This is a genomic window from Enterobacter sp. C6, from assembly GCF_008122455.1.
Taxonomy (GTDB): domain Bacteria; phylum Pseudomonadota; class Gammaproteobacteria; order Enterobacterales; family Enterobacteriaceae; genus Enterobacter; species Enterobacter pseudoroggenkampii.
The window spans coordinates 1-17,418 of record NZ_QPFW01000249.1 but is presented as its reverse complement, the minus strand read 5'-3'; the positions used below and the strand labels follow the sequence as shown (position 1 = coordinate 17,418).

The 17,418-nt window shown below is 56.5% G+C and carries 15 protein-coding genes and 1 tRNA gene; 1 reads left to right on the top strand and 15 read right to left on the bottom strand.

Going from position 1 to position 17,418, the window contains the following annotated elements; genetic code table 11:
- Positions 1 to 58 precede the first annotated feature (58 nt).
- From rlmB to nnr, 14 genes are all read right to left on the bottom strand, one after another.
- Positions 59 to 793, bottom strand: coding sequence for a 23S rRNA (guanosine(2251)-2'-O)-methyltransferase RlmB (rlmB, locus tag DOU50_RS21120; RefSeq protein ID WP_010427468.1), 735 nt, complete (start codon positions 791 to 793; stop codon positions 59 to 61).
- Positions 794 to 859: 66 nt separating this feature from the next.
- Positions 860 to 3,304 carry a ribonuclease R gene (gene rnr, locus DOU50_RS21115; protein WP_148770159.1) on the bottom strand — a complete coding sequence of 815 codons (2,445 nt, stop codon included), beginning with the start codon at positions 3,302 to 3,304 and terminating at the stop codon, positions 860 to 862.
- Between the two features lie 38 nt (positions 3,305 to 3,342).
- Positions 3,343 to 3,768, bottom strand: a complete 426-nt coding sequence (gene nsrR, locus DOU50_RS21110; RefSeq protein ID WP_023334253.1) for a nitric oxide-sensing transcriptional repressor NsrR — start codon at positions 3,766 to 3,768, stop codon at positions 3,343 to 3,345.
- 193 nt (positions 3,769 to 3,961) lie between these two features.
- Complete coding sequence (locus DOU50_RS21105) at positions 3,962 to 5,260, bottom strand: adenylosuccinate synthase (protein ID WP_024907332.1); 1,299 nt, start codon at positions 5,258 to 5,260, stop codon at positions 3,962 to 3,964.
- 104 nt (positions 5,261 to 5,364) lie between these two features.
- Positions 5,365 to 5,562, bottom strand: a complete 198-nt coding sequence (locus DOU50_RS21100; RefSeq protein WP_003855996.1) for a DUF2065 domain-containing protein — start codon at positions 5,560 to 5,562, stop codon at positions 5,365 to 5,367.
- Positions 5,563 to 5,633: 71 nt separating this feature from the next.
- Entirely contained in the window at positions 5,634 to 6,638 is a 1,005-nt protein-coding gene (gene hflC / locus DOU50_RS21095; RefSeq protein WP_024907333.1) for a protease modulator HflC, read from the bottom strand.
- Positions 6,639 to 6,640: 2 nt separating this feature from the next.
- Positions 6,641 to 7,900 (bottom strand): FtsH protease activity modulator HflK, encoded by a 1,260-nt coding sequence (gene hflK, locus DOU50_RS21090; protein ID WP_024907334.1) that lies wholly within the window; start codon positions 7,898 to 7,900, stop codon positions 6,641 to 6,643.
- A gap of 56 nt (positions 7,901 to 7,956) precedes the next feature.
- Positions 7,957 to 9,237: a ribosome rescue GTPase HflX gene (hflX, locus tag DOU50_RS21085; RefSeq protein WP_023310136.1), complete on the bottom strand. Its 1,281-nt coding sequence runs from the start codon at positions 9,235 to 9,237 to the stop codon at positions 7,957 to 7,959.
- A gap of 74 nt (positions 9,238 to 9,311) precedes the next feature.
- Positions 9,312 to 9,623 carry an RNA chaperone Hfq gene (gene hfq, locus DOU50_RS21080; RefSeq protein ID WP_023334248.1) on the bottom strand — a complete coding sequence of 104 codons (312 nt, stop codon included), beginning with the start codon at positions 9,621 to 9,623 and terminating at the stop codon, positions 9,312 to 9,314.
- Positions 9,624 to 9,708: 85 nt separating this feature from the next.
- Positions 9,709 to 10,659, bottom strand: a complete 951-nt coding sequence (gene miaA / locus DOU50_RS21075) for a tRNA (adenosine(37)-N6)-dimethylallyltransferase MiaA (RefSeq protein ID WP_032651346.1) — start codon at positions 10,657 to 10,659, stop codon at positions 9,709 to 9,711.
- Positions 10,652 to 12,496 (bottom strand): DNA mismatch repair endonuclease MutL, encoded by a 1,845-nt coding sequence (gene mutL, locus DOU50_RS21070; protein ID WP_148770157.1) that lies wholly within the window; start codon positions 12,494 to 12,496, stop codon positions 10,652 to 10,654. Before mutL ends, miaA begins: the two co-directional genes overlap by 8 nt.
- 9 nt (positions 12,497 to 12,505) lie before the next feature.
- On the bottom strand, positions 12,506 to 13,846 hold the full coding sequence (amiB, locus tag DOU50_RS21065) for an N-acetylmuramoyl-L-alanine amidase AmiB (RefSeq protein ID WP_024907338.1): 1,341 nt from the start codon (positions 13,844 to 13,846) through the stop codon (positions 12,506 to 12,508).
- Between the two features lie 16 nt (positions 13,847 to 13,862).
- A complete protein-coding gene (gene tsaE / locus DOU50_RS21060) occupies positions 13,863 to 14,324 on the bottom strand; it encodes a tRNA (adenosine(37)-N6)-threonylcarbamoyltransferase complex ATPase subunit type 1 TsaE (RefSeq protein ID WP_013095283.1) in 462 nt (153 codons plus the stop codon).
- Positions 14,317 to 15,840, bottom strand: coding sequence for a bifunctional ADP-dependent NAD(P)H-hydrate dehydratase/NAD(P)H-hydrate epimerase (nnr, locus tag DOU50_RS21055; RefSeq protein WP_148770155.1), 1,524 nt, complete (start codon positions 15,838 to 15,840; stop codon positions 14,317 to 14,319). The genes tsaE and nnr overlap by 8 nt, the downstream gene beginning before the upstream one ends.
- Here nnr and queG point away from each other — a divergent pair.
- Entirely contained in the window at positions 15,839 to 16,978 is a 1,140-nt protein-coding gene (gene queG, locus DOU50_RS21050; protein ID WP_090419399.1) for a tRNA epoxyqueuosine(34) reductase QueG, read from the top strand. The genes nnr and queG overlap by 2 nt on opposite strands.
- A 270-nt stretch (positions 16,979 to 17,248) precedes the next feature.
- Here queG and DOU50_RS21045 read toward each other — a convergent pair.
- A tRNA-Gly gene (locus DOU50_RS21045) sits at positions 17,249 to 17,324 on the bottom strand.
- Positions 17,325 to 17,418 lie beyond the last annotated feature (94 nt).

Here is a 17,418-nt window from a genome sequence, read left to right as displayed (position 1 = left end):
CTCTCCCACGGGGAGAGGGAGAAAACACAAAAGGCCGTCCTGTGGACGGCCTTGCTGTTTATTCTCCCCGCTGACGCACCGCTTCAAACAGGCAGATACCCGTCGCAACAGAAACGTTCAGGGACGACACGCTGCCCGCCATTGGGATGCTGATCAGCTCGTCACAGTGCTCGCGGGTCAGACGACGCATGCCTTCGCCTTCTGCCCCCATCACCAGCGCCAGACGGCCGGTCATTTTGCTCTGGTACAGAGTATGATCCGCTTCACCGGCGGTACCGACGATCCAGATGTTCTCTTCCTGCAGCAGACGCATGGTGCGCGCCAGGTTGGTCACGCGGATCAGCGGAACGTTTTCCGCCGCGCCGCAGGCCACTTTCTTCGCCGTCGCGTTCAGCTGCGCGGAGCGATCTTTCGGCACGATCACCGCGTGCACGCCCGCCGCATCGGCGCTGCGCAGGCACGCGCCGAGGTTGTGCGGATCGGTAACGCCATCGAGGATCAGGAAGAACGGGTTATCCAGCTCGGCAATCAGATCCGGCAGATCGTTTTCCTGATACTGGCGGCCCGGCTTCACGCGGGCAATGATCCCCTGGTGAACCGCACCTTCACTTTTCTCATCCAGGAACTGGCGGTTCGCCAGTTGGATCACCACGCCCTGCGCTTCCAGGGCGTGGATCAGCGGCATCAGACGCTTATCTTCACGCCCTTTCAGAATAAACACTTCCTGAAAACGCTCCGGTGCGCGCTCGAGAAGGGCCTGCACCGCGTGGATGCCGTAAATCATTTCACTCATTGATGGTTCTCGTAATAAGTATTTCCCCTCCCCCCGTCGGGGAGAGGGTCAGGGTGAGGGGAGACTTTACTCCGCCTGCTTTTTCTTGGCCGCGCGCTTCGCTTTGGTGGCAGCCGCTATTTTCTGCGTTTTCGCGGACGGTTTTTTCGCTGAACGGGCTTCTTTCTTCGCCGCCTTCGGCTTCTGCTTCTTCTCGCCGCGGAACGCGCTGTCCGGCTCGAAGTTTACCTTCTTGCCCGCCTGGCGACGTTTACCGCCACCTGGTTTACCGTTACCGGTTTTTTTCGCCCTTTCACGCTCGGTTTTCCCGACGTTACGCGGCGCGCGCTCGCTGGAGATCAGGCTGAAGTCGATCTTACGGTCATCCATATTCACGGCTTCAACCTTCACTTCCACACGGTCGCCCAGACGATAGGTCTGGCCGCCAGATTCGCCAATCAGGCGCTGACCGACCTGGTCGAAGCGGTAGTAGTCGTTATCCAGGCTGGAGACGTGCACCAGACCGTCGATGAACAGCTCGTCCAGACGAACGAAGAAACCAAAGCCGGTCACGCTGGCAATCACGCCTTTAAAGACGTTACCCACCTGATCGAGCATAAAGTCACACTTCAGCCAGTCCGCCACGTCACGTGTTGCTTCATCAGCACGACGTTCGGTCATGGAGCAGTGCTGACCCAGCTGCAGCATCTCTTCCATCGAATAGTGGTAGCCACCGGTTTCGGTGGTGTTCCCTTTATGGCCCTGCTCCTGCGCCAGCAGATACTTGATCGCACGGTGCAGAGAGAGGTCAGGATAGCGACGGATCGGCGAGGTAAAGTGGGCGTAAGACTGCAGCGCCAGGCCGAAGTGACCGCGGTTTTCCGGATCGTAAATCGCCTGCTTCATTGAGCGCAGCAGCATCGTCTGCAGCATTTCTGCGTCAGGACGATCGCCAATGGACTCCAGCAGCTCGGCGTAATCGCGCGGCTCTGGCTTGTTACCGCCAGGCAGCTCCAGACCCAGTTCGGCCAGCACGGAGCGGAACGCGGTGATGGCTTCCGTCGACGGTTTATCGTGAATACGGAACAGCGCAGGCTCTTTGGCTTTCTCGACGAATCGTGCCGCCGAGATGTTCGCCAGAATCATACACTCTTCGATCAGCTTGTGCGCATCGTTACGCTGGGTCTGCTCGATACGCTCAATGCGGCGTTCCGCGTTGAAAATGAATTTCGCTTCTTCACTCTCAAAGGAGATCCCGCCGCGCTCTTCGCGCGCCTGATCCAGCGTTTTGTAAAGGTTATGCAGCTCTTCGATGTGTTTAACCAGCGGCGCGTACTGTTCGCGCAGATCCTGATCGCCCTGCAGCATATGCCAGACCTTGGTATAGGTCAGACGCGCGTGCGAGCTCATCACCGCTTCGTAGAATTTGTAGCCCGTTAAGCGCCCTTTGGTGGAGATGGTCATCTCGCAAACCATACAGAGGCGGTCAACCTGCGGGTTCAGGGAGCACAGGCCGTTAGACAGCACTTCCGGCAGCATCGGCACGACCTGCGACGGGAAGTAGACCGAGGTACCGCGGCTGCGCGCTTCGTTATCCAGCGGAGTGTGCGGACGAACATAGTAGCTTACGTCTGCAATAGCGACCCACAGACGCCAGCCGCCGCCGCGTTTTTTCTCGCAGTAGACGGCGTCATCGAAGTCGCGGGCGTCTTCACCGTCGATAGTGACCAGCGGCAGCGAGCGCAGATCCACGCGGCCCGCTTTGGACTCTTCCGGGACTTCTTCGCGCAGGCTTTCGATCTGCTCTTCAACCGCTTTCGGCCAGATGTACGGAATTTCATGGGTACGCAGCGCCATATCAACGGCCATTGTGGTGCCCATGTTGTCGCCAAGCACTTCGACGATTTTACCTACCGCTTTAGTGCGACGGGTTGGGCGCTGGGTGAGTTCCACCACCACAACAAAGCCCATGCGGGCACCCATCACCTCTTCAGGTGGGATCAGAATGTCGAAGCTCAGACGGCTGTCGTCCGGCACCACGAAGCCCACGCCCGCGTCGGTAAAGTAGCGGCCAACGATCTGGCTGGTTTTTGGCACCAGAACGCGGACCACGCGCGCTTCGCGGCGACCTTTACGGTCAGCGCCCAGCGGCTGCGCCAGGATCTGGTCGCCGTGAATGCACATTTTCATCTGTTCAGATGAGAGGTACAGATCGTCTTTACGGCCTTCCACGCGCAGGAAGCCGAAGCCATCACGATGACCAATAACGGTGCCTTTCAGCAGATCGAGACGTTCTGGCAGCGCGTAGCACTGGCGGCGGGTAAAGACCAGCTGCCCGTCACGCTCCATTGCGCGCAGGCGGCGGCGAAGGGCTTCAATTTGCTCTTCACCTTCAATGTTTAGTTCAACGGCAAGTTCTTCACGATTGGCGGGTTTTTCGCGTTTTGTTAAGTGTTCAATGATGAACTCGCGGCTGGGAATAGGATTCGCGTATTTTTCGGCTTCGCGTTCCTGGAAAGGATCATGTGACATGTCGGTTCCTCCGTTGTCAGCTCCGGTGGAAATTTTCTTCATTCCACCAGCAATAATTTATAAAGCGGTTGATTCTCTTCAACCAAATCGGCCAGCGTGTAGTTATCCAGTTCCATGAGAAAACTTTGCACGGCCTTTGAAAGCGCCTTTTTCAGGCGGCAAGCGGGCGTGATGTGGCAGAACTCGCTGCTGCAGTTCACCAGAGACAGCGGCTCCAGTTCACGTACCACATCGCCCACACGAATACTCTGTGCCGGTTTACCGAGACGGATCCCACCATTCTTCCCGCGGACGGCAGCAACGTACCCGGCACGACTAAGTTGATTGATTATTTTGACCATATGATTACGGGATACGCCGTAGACCTCTGTAACTTCAGAGATACTGGTCATCTTCCCCTCGGGTAACGACGCCATGTAAATCAGCGCACGTAAGCCGTAATCGGTGAAACTTGTTAACTGCACATCAACCTCAGGAAAAAAGGGAAAACGCGGTCAAACCGCAGAGATATTCATTAATGATGATAAACCAGCCAGATAGTTAGCGGCTAATTTATTTGACAGACGGGGCGAAAAAGCGGAGATCCAGGAGCGTTCGCCGGATGGCGCTACGCTTATCCGGCCTACGGGTCACCCCGCAGGCCAGCATTCACGAAGATTATGCGTCGAACGGGTCGCGCAGGATCATCGTTTCAGTACGATCCGGGCCGGTAGAAATAATATCGATCGGCACTTCGGTCAGTTCTTCAATACGCTTGATGTAATCCAGCGCCGCCTGCGGCAGGCCGCTACGCTCTTTCACACCGAAAGTGGTCTCAGACCAGCCCGGCATGGTTTCGTAGATTGGCTCAATGCCTTCCCAGTCGTCAGCAGCCAGCGGAGTGGTGGTCACTTCGCGGCCGTCTGGCATACGGTAGCCTACGCAGATTTTCACTTCTTTCAGGCCGTCCAGTACGTCCAGCTTGGTCAGGCAGAAGCCAGAGAGGGAGTTGATCTGCACAGCACGACGCACTGCAACCGCATCCAGCCAGCCGGTACGACGACGACGACCGGTGGTCGCGCCAAACTCGTTACCCTGCTTGCACAGGAACTCGCCGGTTTCATCAAACAGCTCGGTCGGGAATGGACCCGCACCCACGCGAGTGGAGTATGCTTTGATGATGCCCAGAACGTAATCCACATAACGTGGACCCAGGCCAGAGCCGGTCGCCACGCCACCAGCAGTGGTGTTAGAGGAGGTAACGTACGGATAGGTACCGTGGTCGATGTCCAGCAGCGTACCCTGCGCACCTTCGAACATGACGAAATCGCCACGCTTGCGCGCCTGGTCCAGCAGATCGGACACATCAACAACCATACCGGTCAGAATGTCAGCAATCGCCATGACGTCATCCAGCACTTTCTGGTAGTCAACAGCGTCAGCTTTGTAGAAGTTCACCAGCTGGAAGTTGTGATATTCCATCACTTCTTTCAGTTTTTCAGCGAAGGTTGCTTTGTCGAAGAGGTCACCTACGCGCAGACCGCGGCGTGCAACTTTATCTTCGTAAGCCGGGCCGATGCCACGACCGGTGGTACCGATCGCTTTTGCACCGCGCGCTTTCTCACGCGCGACGTCCAGCGCCACGTGATAATCCAGGATCAGCGGGCAGGCTTCGGAGAGCAGCAGACGCTCACGAACAGGGATACCACGGTCTTCCAGACCTTTCATCTCTTTCATCAGCGCAGCTGGAGACAGCACAACGCCGTTACCGATGATGCTGGTGACGTTATCACGAAGAATGCCTGATGGAATAAGATGGAGGACGGTTTTTTCACCGTTGATTACGAGAGTATGGCCTGCGTTGTGACCGCCCTGGTAGCGTACAACATATTTAGCCCGTTCAGTCAGAAGATCAACAATCTTCCCTTTACCTTCGTCACCCCATTGGGTGCCCAGTACGACGACGTTGTTACCCATTTTTTTCAAAATCACCGTTTGCTTAAAAATGGATTCTACCATCGCTTTTTCAGATATACAGCACTTTTTGACCTCAAAATACGCCGATTGCGCCTACTTTTTGATCAGCCAATCGTTTTCCTCAACATGTAGTAGATCACGATGCCCGCAACCACAAGACCACCGCCAAAACGACGCAAAATATTATCCGGCAGTTGGCTCATCGTGGCGATCATTCGACGCCAGGCGCGCGGATAAAGCATCGGTCCAAGACCTTCCAGCACCAGGACCAAAGCCAGTGCGAGCCAGATCGTTGAATTCATTTTTATTCCTTATAAAAGAAAACCACCGCTCCGTTGAGAGCGGTGGTTTGAATACTCAAACGAGCCTGAGTTTATCGCGTTGCGTTAGTCGGCGTCTTCATATAACGGAAGAAATCGCTGTCCGGGCTGAGCACCATCACATCCTGGTTGCTCTGGAAGCTATTCTCGTAAGCACGCAGGCTACGGATAAAGGCGTAGAAGTCAGGATCCTGGCTGAAGGCATCAGCGAACAGCTTCGCCGCTTCGGCATCACCTTCACCGCGCAGGATACGGCCCTGGCGCTCAGATTCCGCCAGCGTCTTGGTGACTTCGTAATCCGCTGCTGCACGCAGCTTCTCAGCCTCTTCCTGGCCCTGTGAACGGTGACGACGGGCTACCGCTTCACGCTCGGCGCGCATACGGTTGTAAATCGCCTCAGACACTTCTGCTGGCAAGTTGATCTGCTTGATACGCACGTCAACCACTTCGATACCTAGCGCAGCCATACTGTTCGGGTTGATCACCGGCACTTTACCGTTGGTCTCCGCCTGAACGCGTTCAGCCGCTTTGGCAATCGCATCATCTGCTGCCGGGGTTGAAACTTCGTCTTCCGTGCCCGCGGTACCGGAGTTCAGGGCATCGCGAACTTCCAGGGTCAGACGACCACGGGAGTCGGTCACGATGTCTTTCACATCCAGACGACCAATCTCGGAACGCAGACGGTCAGAGAACTTACGCTTCAGCAGCACTTCTGCCTGAGAAACGTCACCACCGCCCGTTGCCAGGAAGTAACGGCTGAAATCGCTGATGCGCCATTTGATATAGGAATCAACGATCAGGTCTTTCTTCTCTTTGGTCACGAAACGGTCAGCCTGGTTATCCATGGTCTGGATACGCGCATCAAGCGTTTTCACTGACTGGATGAACGGCACCTTGAAGTGCAGGCCCGGCTCGTAAATTACCGGGCGTTTGTCGCCATCACGCACGACGCTGCTGAACTGGAATTTGATCCCACGCTCGCCTTCTTTCACCACAAAGATCGAGGTATAAAGCACGACCAGTACGATGACGATGATCGCAATAACTGACTTACGCATCCTTATTCCCCCTGACGCTGGTAGTCGTTACGCTGCGCGTTAGCACGGCGTTGGTCCATAATGTCACCATCGTTCGAAGAAGGCGTTGTGTTCGTGCTGGCGCTGCCTGTTGAGGCTGGCGGCAGACGCAGCAGGTTGTTCGCGCCGCTGGTGTCGCCTTTCGCTGCTGGCGCAGAACTGCCTTTCAGCATCTGATCCAGCGGCAGAACCATCAGGTTTCCGCCTTTATTGTCGTTAACCAACACTTTGCGGGTGTGGCTCAGCACTTTTTCCATGGTCTCGATATAGAGACGCTCACGGGTAATTTCCGGTGCCGCTTTATATTCCGGCAGGATCTTCGCAAAGCGAGCCACTTCACCCTGAGCTTCCAGGATGGTCTGGGTCTTATACGCGCGCGCTTCTTCCAGAATACGCTGCGCCTGACCGTTAGCGCGTGGCTGAACTTCGTTGGTGTACGCTTCTGCTTCACGGATGTACTGCTGTTCGTTTTCACGGGCAGCAATCGCATCGTCAAATGCGGCTTTCACCTCTTCCGGCGGACGCGCAGCCTGGAAGTTGACGTCCAGCAGGGTGATACCCATGTTGTACGGACGAATGGTCTCTTCCAGCTCGCGCTGGGTATCGCTACGAATAACGGTACGACCTTCGGTCAGGATACGGTCCATGGTGTATTTACCGATCACGCCGCGCAGGGCGCTGTCGGTCGCCTGACGCAGGCTGTCATCGGCGCTGGTCACGCTAAACAGATAACGCTCAGGATCGGTCACGCGGTACTGCACGTTCATCTCAACGCGCACCACGTTTTCGTCAGAGGTCAGCATCACGCCAGAGGCGGCCAGTTCACGGACGGATTCCACGTTTACCGCGGTCACGTCGTCAATGAAGGTCGGCTTCCAGTTCAGACCCGGCTCAACCAGATGGCTGAACTTGCCGAAACGGGTGACCACGCCGCGCTCTGCTTCTTTAATGGTGTAGAATCCGCTGGCTGCCCAGATGATGACCACCGCAGCGGCCACGATGCCCACTACGCGGCCACCCATTGGCGGGCGCGAACTCTGAGTGGAATTGCCACCCGAGCCAGAACCTTTTCCTCCGCCAAGGCCACCAAGCTTCTTGCTCAGCTTGCGGAAGATATCATCCAGATCCGGCGGCCCCTGCTCGCGACCACCTTTGTTGCCATTTCCCTCAGAGTTGCCGCCAGGTTTGCTGCTTCCCCACGGGTCGCGGTCTTGTCCGTTATTACCGGGCTGATTCCACGCCATGTATATGCTCCATATTTGTTATGCAAGGGCGAATTATTCAGGCATCCCCTTTCTGATCAGACGATATAGTCGACCAGCGCAGGTTCTTGTTTACAGAGGCGACGCCAGTCAACGATCGGCATACGCACCTGCATCCCCACGCTGCCGTCATCCTCCATCCACTCTTTTTCTATCGCCTGAAGCTGATAAAACCGGCTGCGCAGCCTGCCTTCCTGTGGCGGCAGTCGCAGCGTGTGCTGAGCTACCTCACCGGAAAGACGTTCTGTCAAAGCCTGGAAAAGCAGTGGCACACCAATACCGGTCTGGGCAGAAAGCCAGACCCGAATCGGTTTGTTCTCTTCATCTCTGTCGATACGCGGTTCGAAATCGTCCAGCATATCGATCTTGTTCATGACCAACAGCGTGGGAATTTCGTGGGCGTCGATCTCTTCGAGCACCACGTTCACCGCGTCGATGTTCTCCTGCACGCGCACGTCTGCCGCATCAATCACGTGCAGCAGCAGCGTCGCCTGTCGCGTCTCCTGCAGGGTGGCCTTGAATGCCGCCACCAGGTCATGCGGCAGGTGACGGATAAACCCTACGGTATCCGCCAGCACCGTTTCACCGACGTCTGCGACGTCAATACGGCGCAGCGTAGGGTCCAGGGTCGCAAACAGCTGGTCTGCGGCATAAACCTGGGCCTCGGTTATCTGGTTAAACAGGGTGGATTTACCGGCGTTGGTATACCCCACCAGCGACACCGTCGGGATGTCGGCTTTCGTTCGTGCCCGACGCCCCTGCTCACGCTGTTTCTCAACCCTTTCCAGACGTGAGAGGATCTGGGTAATTCGGCCACGCAGCAAACGACGGTCGGTTTCGAGCTGGGTTTCACCCGGGCCGCGCAAACCAATCCCGCCTTTTTGTCTTTCAAGGTGTGTCCAGCCACGCACCAGACGCGTTGCCAGATGGCGCAGCTGCGCCAGCTCAACCTGCAGTTTCCCTTCGTGGGTACGTGCACGCTGAGCAAAAATATCTAAAATCAAACCCGTGCGATCGATAACACGGCATTCGCAAAGGGCTTCCAGGTTGCGCTCCTGGGCTGGAGACAGCGCATGATCAAACAACACGACTGACGCGCCGGTTGCTTTTACGGCATCCGCAATTTCGACTGCTTTACCTTCACCAACAAAATACTTTGGGTGCGGCGCTTTACGGCTACCGGTAATCACCTGCATTGCTTCGACACCGGCGGAAGAGACCAGAGATTCAAACTCCTGGAGGTCTTCCATATCTTTGTCTTGCGAAAAATAGATGTGTACCAGCACCGCCTGCTCACCGGCATCATAACGGTCAAACAAGCGTAAACCTCTCTAAAAAGATCAGCGGGGAACGCAGGATCCCTGGCTCCCCGTGTGGATAACAGTGCGAAACCTTATTCGGTTTCGTCGCTGTCCTGCGCCGGCGTTGAAGAGCCCTGCGCGCTGCTGCCATGATGGTAGTTACTACCAGTGCCGCCGCCAGCGTTATTGCTGTGATGAGATACCGGACGGGACGGAACAACAGTAGAAATAGCGTGCTTGTAGACCATCTGACTGACCGTGTTTTTCAACAGAATCACAAACTGATCGAAAGACTCAATCTGACCTTGCAGCTTAATACCATTCACCAAATAAATAGAAACTGGAACACGTTCCCGACGCAATGCGTTCAGGAACGGATCTTGTAAAGATTGCCCCTTAGCCATTCTATCTTTTCCTTATATGCTTGTTTTGTACTTAGAACCTTGCGATTCTGAAAAATTGCGCACGATACGTCTCAATTGTACACATTCAGTGAGCGATATCACCAACAACCTCAATCACTTCGTTTAACGCCTGTTGCGGTTTTTCACTGTCTAGCCAGTGAACGCCGTCCCAACCGCGCAACCAGGTGATCTGGCGCTTCGCTAACTGTCTCGTGGCGCAAACACCTCTATAAACCATTTCATCGTATGAAATCTCACCTTCAAGATACGACCACATCTGGCGGTATCCCACACAACGAATGGAAGGCATGTCCGTATGCAAATCTCCACGGGCAAATAACGCCCGCACTTCTGCTTCAAAATCTGAAGCTAACATCTGATGAAAACGCTGCTCAATTCGCTGATGGAGCAGTTCACGGCTCGCCGGGGCGATGGCGAACTGATGCACCTGATACGGCAGAGCGTCTCCTGACGTTTGCGTCAGTTCCGTTAAAGTTTTACCCGAAATGAAAAAAACTTCCAGTGCCCGGGAAAGCCTTTGCGGATCATTTGGATGGATCCGTGCTGCGGCAACCGGGTCAATTTCCGCCAGTTGCTGATGCAAAACGTCCCAACCCTGCTCTGCCGCCTGCTGCTCAATTTTCGCTCTTATTTCCGGATCCGCGGATGGCAGGGGTGACAACCCCTCCAGCAACGCCTTGAAATAGAGCATGGTTCCGCCAACCAACAGCGGTATACGTCCCGCCGCCGTTATCTCGGCCATCTCGGCTAAGGCATCCCGGCGGAAATCCGCTGCGGAGTACGCCTGAGCCGGGTCAAGAATATCCAGCAAACGGTGCGGTGCCGCACGCAGCTCTTCTGCGTCAGGCTTCGCCGTGCCGATGTCCATCCCCCGGTAGATGAGGGCGGAGTCGACGCTAATCAACTCTACAGGCAAAACTTTACGCAACTCAATGGCGAGCGCCGTTTTGCCGGAGGCCGTTGGGCCCATTAAAAAAATTGCCTTAGGCAGGCTCGCCTTACTTGCGTCAATCATGTTTCAGGGCGTTCATCGCCGTTTGTAAATCAACAGGTTGTAATAACCCACCCGGCGGCGTTTTCACCAGATGCGGACAGAGGCGTTCCACCTCCGCCAGCACGCTAATGGCCTGCGCCATACTCCACGGCGTGTGTTCGCTTGCCAGATGGCGGGCGATCCACTGCGCGGTATTGGCGGCATCAAACGCTGTTTGCTGCGCCAGGTAGCCTATCAGTTCAGGAATCAAGTTTTGTAAATTTTGTTGGCGTAAGGGTAAAGGCACTGCACGAATTGTCACATGTTGTGGTTCGAGCACAGTTTCAATACCCATCTGCGCCAGCTGCGACTCGGCGCGCTGCAATACCCTTGTTTCATCAGGGGATATTTTCAGGCGAACCGGAATTAACAACGGCTGCGCGCAGGCGGCATTTTCGCCAGGCGTGAGCTGCACCTGCTTAAGCCAGCGTTCGGCGACCGGCAGTGCCAGAAGCCTCAATTTGCCATCACGTTCAAGCAGTGCCATATCCGGCGCGATAATCGTCAACACCCGGCCAAAACTCTGGCTATGGCCGCCCAGAGAAGGCTGAGCGGCCGGAATGTGCTCTTTACGCTCCACGGCTGGCGTTTCCAGCAGCTTGCGGTACAACGCGCCCTGCTGCTTCTGATAGCCAGGCTGGGCATTCGGATAGTTCGCGCCTGTTGGACGCGGCGCGCTACCAGCCGGGGAGTAACGCGAGGCTTCCGGTTCACGCGCGACGGCAGGCTCCGCAAAATGGTTGCGCCCTGCCGCCACACGGTTTTCGGGCAGCGGACGCGGTACAGTAGCGTCGTTCTCCAGCGGCAGCGTTGGCTCTGCCTGCTGCTGCAACACGGTGGCCACGCCCTGATAAATGAAGTCGTGAACCAGACGCGACTGGTGGAACCGTACCTCATGCTTGGCGGGATGGACGTTCACATCCACCTGGTGGGGGTCGATGTCCAGATAAAGGACGAAAGCAGGCTGCTGATCGGCACCCAGTTTGTCTTCGCAGGCCTGGCGAATCGCGTGATTGATGAGACGGTCGCGCATCATGCGGCCGTTGACGTAGCAATACTGGATCTCCGCAAACGCAGCACTGCTCGCGTTTGGATCGGCAACCCAGCCGCGCAGCGCCAGATCGCCGTGCTGCCACTCAATGGCCAGGGCCTGTTCAAGGAACGGCGTACCGCAGATCGCCCCCAAACGGCGCTCTTTCTGTCCACCTTCTGCCACCGCGCGATACTGGCGCATCACCTTGCCGTTGTGGCTGAGGTTGATGGTGACATCGAATCGCGCCAGTGCGATACGCCGGATGATCTCGTCGATATGGCCGAACTCGGTCTTCTCGGTACGCATAAACTTGCGTCGGGCGGGGGTGTTGTAGAAGAGATCTAATACTTCAAGCGTCGTGCCGACAGGGTGCGCTGCGGGTTTCACCGTCACATCCATATCGCGCCCTTCGGCGTAAGCCTGCCAGGCTTCCTGCTGTTCGGCGGTACGGGAGGTCAGCGTTAAGCGCGAAACCGAGCTGATACTGGCCAGCGCTTCACCGCGAAAACCGAGGCTAATAATCGCCTCCAGGTCATCCAGAGAGGCAATTTTACTGGTGGCGTGACGGGCCAGCGCCAGCGCGAGCTCGTCTTTTTTAATGCCACAGCCGTTGTCGCGAATGCGAATAAGCTTCGCGCCACCGCGTTCGATATCAATATCGATGCGGGTTGCGCCCGCATCGAGGCTGTTTTCCACCAGCTCCTTCACCACCGACGCAGGGCGTTCCACCACCTCACCGGCGGCGATTTGGTTCGCGAGCTGCGGCGGTAGAACCTGAATCGGCATGAATTCTCCTTAGTTGGTCGCGGTCATCTCACCCGGCAGCGCTGCGCTGGCCGTCTGGCCAGCACCACTCTGTGGCGCAGACTGCAGCGGATGGGCATCAAAATATTTACGCAGACCGTTATAAATCGCTTCGGCAATTTGCTGCTGGTAGCTGTCGCTTCCCAGCAGACGCTCTTCACCGTTGTTACTGATAAAGCCCGTCTCTACGAGGATGGACGGGATATCCGGCGAGCGCAGAACGCCGAGGCTGGCATGTTCCGGACGACGCTTATGCAGCACGCCAACGCTTTGCAGCTGGTTCAATACGTTAGTGGCGACATCATACCCGACGCGCTGAGAATGACCGAACTGTAAATCCAGCACCGCCTGGCTGAGGTACGGATCGGACTGGCTGTTCGCCAGCACGTCGCCCGCGCCGCCTAACAGTTCAGACTGCTTCTCATGCTCTTCCAGCCAGTTGGCCATTTCGCTGTTGGCGCGACGGTTTGACAGCACCCAAACCGAGGCGCCGGTGGCGCTACGATTCGGTGCGGCGTCCGCATGAATGGAGACCAGGAAATTCGCGTTTTGCTTACGCGCCACATCCGAGCGTCCCATTACGGAGATAAAGTAATCCCCGTCGCGGGTCAACACGCCTTTAAACATAGGGTCGTCATTGAGTAGCGAACGCAGTTTACGCGCGATAGCGATCGTCACGTTTTTTTCTCGCGTGCCGCCAGGGCCAATCGCCCCCGGATCTTCCCCGCCGTGACCCGCATCAATGGCGATAATCACTTTGTCACCGCTGGCCGTCGCGCGTCGCGCGCTGGCCGCCGGACGCGTCACCGTATCGCTACTGGTTGCAGCAGTAATGCGATCGTTCTGCGATTTAAACGGATTACGCGCAGGTTCAGAAGGACGCGGCGTATATATCGGTTCTTCCACGCGCTTCGCTACGACCGGCGGCGGTGGAGGCGGTGGCGGTGCGTCGGCATTGATGGTAAAGACCACCGTATAGTTCGCCCCGTTTTGCTGCTTCACCGCCTTCGTTATGCCCTTTTCGGTCAGATCGACCACCAGGCGTAGCGACTGGCTATCCTGCGGTGTTCCCGAACGGATACTTTTCACCAGGTTGTTGCCGCTGAACCGCAGCGGCAGCCCCTGGATCACGCCTGTCTGTTTGATATCCAGCGCCACGCTGTGGCTGTCTGGCTGTGAAAACGCATATTCAGGATCGCCCATAAAGCTGAACGTGATCCGGGCCTGGCTTTCGCCGTTCGATACCTGAATATCTGAGAGGTTTGCCGCCCCGGCCTGCGCGCACAGCAGCACGGTGGCAGCCAACAACCAACCTTTAACGCGATTTATCATCCCGTCATCCCTACGCTTAACCGGCCAGTCGCGCCAGTAAGGAACTGCCTGATGAGGAAACAGCACTGATGCGTGCCTCACGCCCTTGTGCCTGGTAATCTAAGTGAATTTCGACATCCGGGTCAGGCAGCACACCCGCACCTTGTTGCGGCCACTCCACCAGGCAAATGGCGTCGTTGGCAAAATAATCACGGATCCCCATAAATTCCAGCTCCTCAGGATCCGCAAGGCGGTATAAATCGAAGTGGTACACCATGAGATTTTCAAGGGTGTACGGTTCTACCAGAGTATAGGTTGGGCTTTTGACATTCCCGTTATGCCCTAACGCCTGCAAAAAACCCCGGCTAAAGGTGGTTTTACCCGCACCTAAATCACCATACAGATAAATGACGGTTGCCCCCTGACAGGCCTGCGCCACGCGCTTGCCGAGTTCTAAAGTGGCTTGTTCATCAGGTAAAGGAATCGCTCGATTAGTCATTTTCTACGTCAATCACATCCGGGTTAACAACACGCCGCAGCGTGCAAAAAAGATCGGTGGCCAGCATACCGCGTGTACCGTAACGCGCAGCCAGTTTATCCGCCGCAACGCCGTGAGCCACGCAGCCCGCGCAGGCTGCATCATAAAGGGGAAGTTTCTGTCCAAGCAATGCGCCGATGATGCCGGAAAGCACATCGCCCATGCCGCCGCTCGCCATGCCCGCATTTCCGGCATCAATAATGCCCTGCGTCTCCTCACTGGCGACAACGGTTCCTGCCCCTTTCAAAACAGCAACACCTCCGTAACGTTTTACCAGACGCTGAGCAGAAAGTAAGCGATCGCTCTCAATTTCTGCCACGCTGCAGTTAAGCAGCCGCGCGGCTTCGCCGGGGTGTGGCGTCAGAATGCGATTGTGACGCTTATCCGGGTTTATTGCCAGAAGGTTAAGCGCGTCGGCATCCCACAGCATCGGTTTACGAAAATTCTCGACCTTTTGCAGGGCCTGTTTACCCCATGCCTGCTGCCCAAGCCCGGGACCAATCACCACCACATCCGCCCATTCAAGGCTCTCTTCAAGCGACTGGGGCGTAAGCTCGTGCACCATCAGCTCCGGTCGGGCTGTAACGATCGGCGCAATATTCTCGATGCGAGTGAGTACTCGCACTAATCCGGCGCCGCTGCGCAAAGCCGCCTCGCCGGTCATGCGAATCGCACCTGCCGTACCGTGGTCGCCGCCCACAATGACCAGCCTGCCGTGATCGCCCTTATGGGACGTCGACCGGCGCGGCGGGAGCCACGCTGGGAGCTGCGAGGCGTCAAAGCGTGACAGTTTCGTTTCCTGCCCGGCGAGCCAGCTCTCCAGCCCCAGCGCACTGTGGTGCAACACGCCGACGACATCCCGCGCTTTGCCGGTCAGTAAACCCGGCTTCAGGGCAATGAAGGTCACCGTATGTGCCGCCTGAATCACCGCCCCCGGCGTCGCGCCGGTTTGTGCTATCAGTCCAGAGGGAATATCCAGGGCGACTACCGGCGCGGAATGTCTGTTAGCGTGTTCAATGAGTGCGGCAACGTTTTCGCGCGGCGCGCTGCGCAGCCCGGTGCCCAGCAGCCCGTCAACAATCAGATCAACATCCTCTGGCCAGACGATATCAGGCGCATGAATCACACCGCCTGCGTTCAGCCATGCCTCCCGCGCCGCGCTGGCCTCTTCCGGCAGCGGTTTATCACTTTCAAGAGCCAGCAAGGTCACGCGGATACCTGCCGCAACCGCCAAACGGGCGACGACGTAGCCATCGCCGCCGTTATTGCCGTGACCGCACAGAATCAACCAGTGGGCAGCCTGCGGGTACGCGCTGCGGGCAACGTTAAACGCCGCCTCACCCGCGCGCAGCATCAGTTCATACAGGGTAATCCCGAGACTGTCTGCGGCCTCTTTTTCGGCGCGCCGGAGGTCATCCGCATGCCAGATGGAATGTGGTATACTTGCGGGGTTTTTCTTCACCGTATGGTCCGTCATGTCACAGCCCCTCGATCTCAATGAATTAGCGCAAAAAATAAAACAGTGGGGTGCTGAGCTTGGCTTCCAGAAGGTGGGCATTACCGATACCGACCTTTCCGCCAGCGAGCCGAAACTGCAGGCCTGGCTGGACAAACAATACCACGGCGAAATGGAGTGGATGGCGCGCCATGGCATGATGCGCGCCCGTCCACACGAGCTTTTGCCGGGGACATTACGCGTCATCAGCGTGCGCATGAACTATCTGCCCGCCAACGCGGCCTTTGCGCGCACGCTAAAAAATCCCTCTTTGGGTTACGTCAGCCGGTACGCCCTGGGACGTGATTACCATAAGCTTTTGCGTAACCGTTTAAAAAAACTCGGGGAAACTATTCAGCAGCACTGTGTTTCGCTGAATTTTAGACCCTTTGTCGATTCTGCGCCTATTCTTGAGCGCCCGATTGCCGAAAAAGCCGGGCTTGGCTGGACAGGTAAGCACTCACTAATCCTCAGCCGCGACGCCGGATCGTTCTTCTTTCTGGGTGAACTGCTGATTGATTTACCGCTGCCGGTAGACGGCCCGGTAGAGGAAGACTGTGGCCGCTGCGTGGCCTGTATGACCATCTGCCCAACGGGTGCCATCGTCGAGCCTTACACCGTTGATGCGCGCCGCTGCATCTCCTACCTCACTATCGAACTGGAAGGGGCCATTCCCGAAGAATTTCGACCACTTATCGGCAACCGCATCTACGGCTGCGACGATTGCCAGCTCATCTGCCCGTGGAACCGCTATTCGCAGCTTACGGACGAAGAGGATTTCAGCCCGCGTAAGGCGCTCCATGCGCCGCCGCTCATCGAGCTGTTCGCCTGGACCGAGGCCTGGTTCCTGAAGGTGACGGAAGGTTCGGCCATTCGCCGTATCGGGCATCTGCGCTGGCTGCGAAATGTGGCCGTCGCGCTGGGTAATGCCCCGTGGGATGAAGCGAACGTGCGGGCGCTTGAAAGCCGTAGAGGTGAGCACCCACTTCTTGATGAGCACATAGAATGGGCGATTGCGCAGCAAATTGAGAAACGTAATGCCTGCGTGGTCGAGGTGCAGCTCCCGAAGAAACAGCGTCTGGTGAGGGTGATTGAAAAAGGGCTTCCGCGGGATGCCTGAACTATTCACAGCCTGTGAATAAAATTACAAACTCAAGCGCCATCTGGGCTGGAGAAGAGGTCAAGTGATCTCAATAACATTTTGAAATCAAATTTTATACTGTAAATACAGTGCTTTACGAAGATATTATTCACCATGCTAAGTTTTAACCCTGTTTCGGTTAAGCGCAGTTTCTGTGGATAACTCTGTTCACAAGAGTATTTCAGAGACAACAGAAAACGTCCCCAGCGATGCTTTTCGCTGTGGATATTTTAGAGATGAAGAAGAATTTGGAGCGGGAAACGAGACTCGAACTCGCGACCCCGACCTTGGCAAGGTCGTGCTCTACCAACTGAGCTATTCCCGCTTGGGTGGTCCGTGCTGTGGAAGCACTTTCAAATTTTGGAGCGGGAAACGAGACTCGAACTCGCGACCCCGACCTTGGCAAGGTCGTGCTCTAC

Coding starts and splice junctions, on each gene's coding strand:
- hfq (WP_023334248.1), bottom strand. CDS start 9,623: ATGGCTAAGGGGCAATCTTTACAAGATCCGTTCCTGAACGCATTGCGT.
- hflC (WP_024907333.1), bottom strand. CDS start 6,638: ATGCGTAAGTCAGTTATTGCGATCATCGTCATCGTACTGGTCGTGCTT.
- nnr (WP_148770155.1), bottom strand. CDS start 15,840: ATGACGGACCATACGGTGAAGAAAAACCCCGCAAGTATACCACATTCC.
- miaA (WP_032651346.1), bottom strand. CDS start 10,659: ATGATTGACGCAAGTAAGGCGAGCCTGCCTAAGGCAATTTTTTTAATG.
- DOU50_RS21105 (WP_024907332.1), bottom strand. CDS start 5,260: ATGGGTAACAACGTCGTCGTACTGGGCACCCAATGGGGTGACGAAGGT.
- tsaE (WP_013095283.1), bottom strand. CDS start 14,324: ATGACTAATCGAGCGATTCCTTTACCTGATGAACAAGCCACTTTAGAA.
- rnr (WP_148770159.1), bottom strand. CDS start 3,304: ATGTCACATGATCCTTTCCAGGAACGCGAAGCCGAAAAATACGCGAAT.
- hflK (WP_024907334.1), bottom strand. CDS start 7,900: ATGGCGTGGAATCAGCCCGGTAATAACGGACAAGACCGCGACCCGTGG.
- queG (WP_090419399.1), top strand. CDS start 15,839: ATGTCACAGCCCCTCGATCTCAATGAATTAGCGCAAAAAATAAAACAG.
- DOU50_RS21100 (WP_003855996.1), bottom strand. CDS start 5,562: ATGAATTCAACGATCTGGCTCGCACTGGCTTTGGTCCTGGTGCTGGAA.
- rlmB (WP_010427468.1), bottom strand. CDS start 793: ATGAGTGAAATGATTTACGGCATCCACGCGGTGCAGGCCCTTCTCGAG.
- amiB (WP_024907338.1), bottom strand. CDS start 13,846: ATGATAAATCGCGTTAAAGGTTGGTTGTTGGCTGCCACCGTGCTGCTG.
- mutL (WP_148770157.1), bottom strand. CDS start 12,496: ATGCCGATTCAGGTTCTACCGCCGCAGCTCGCGAACCAAATCGCCGCC.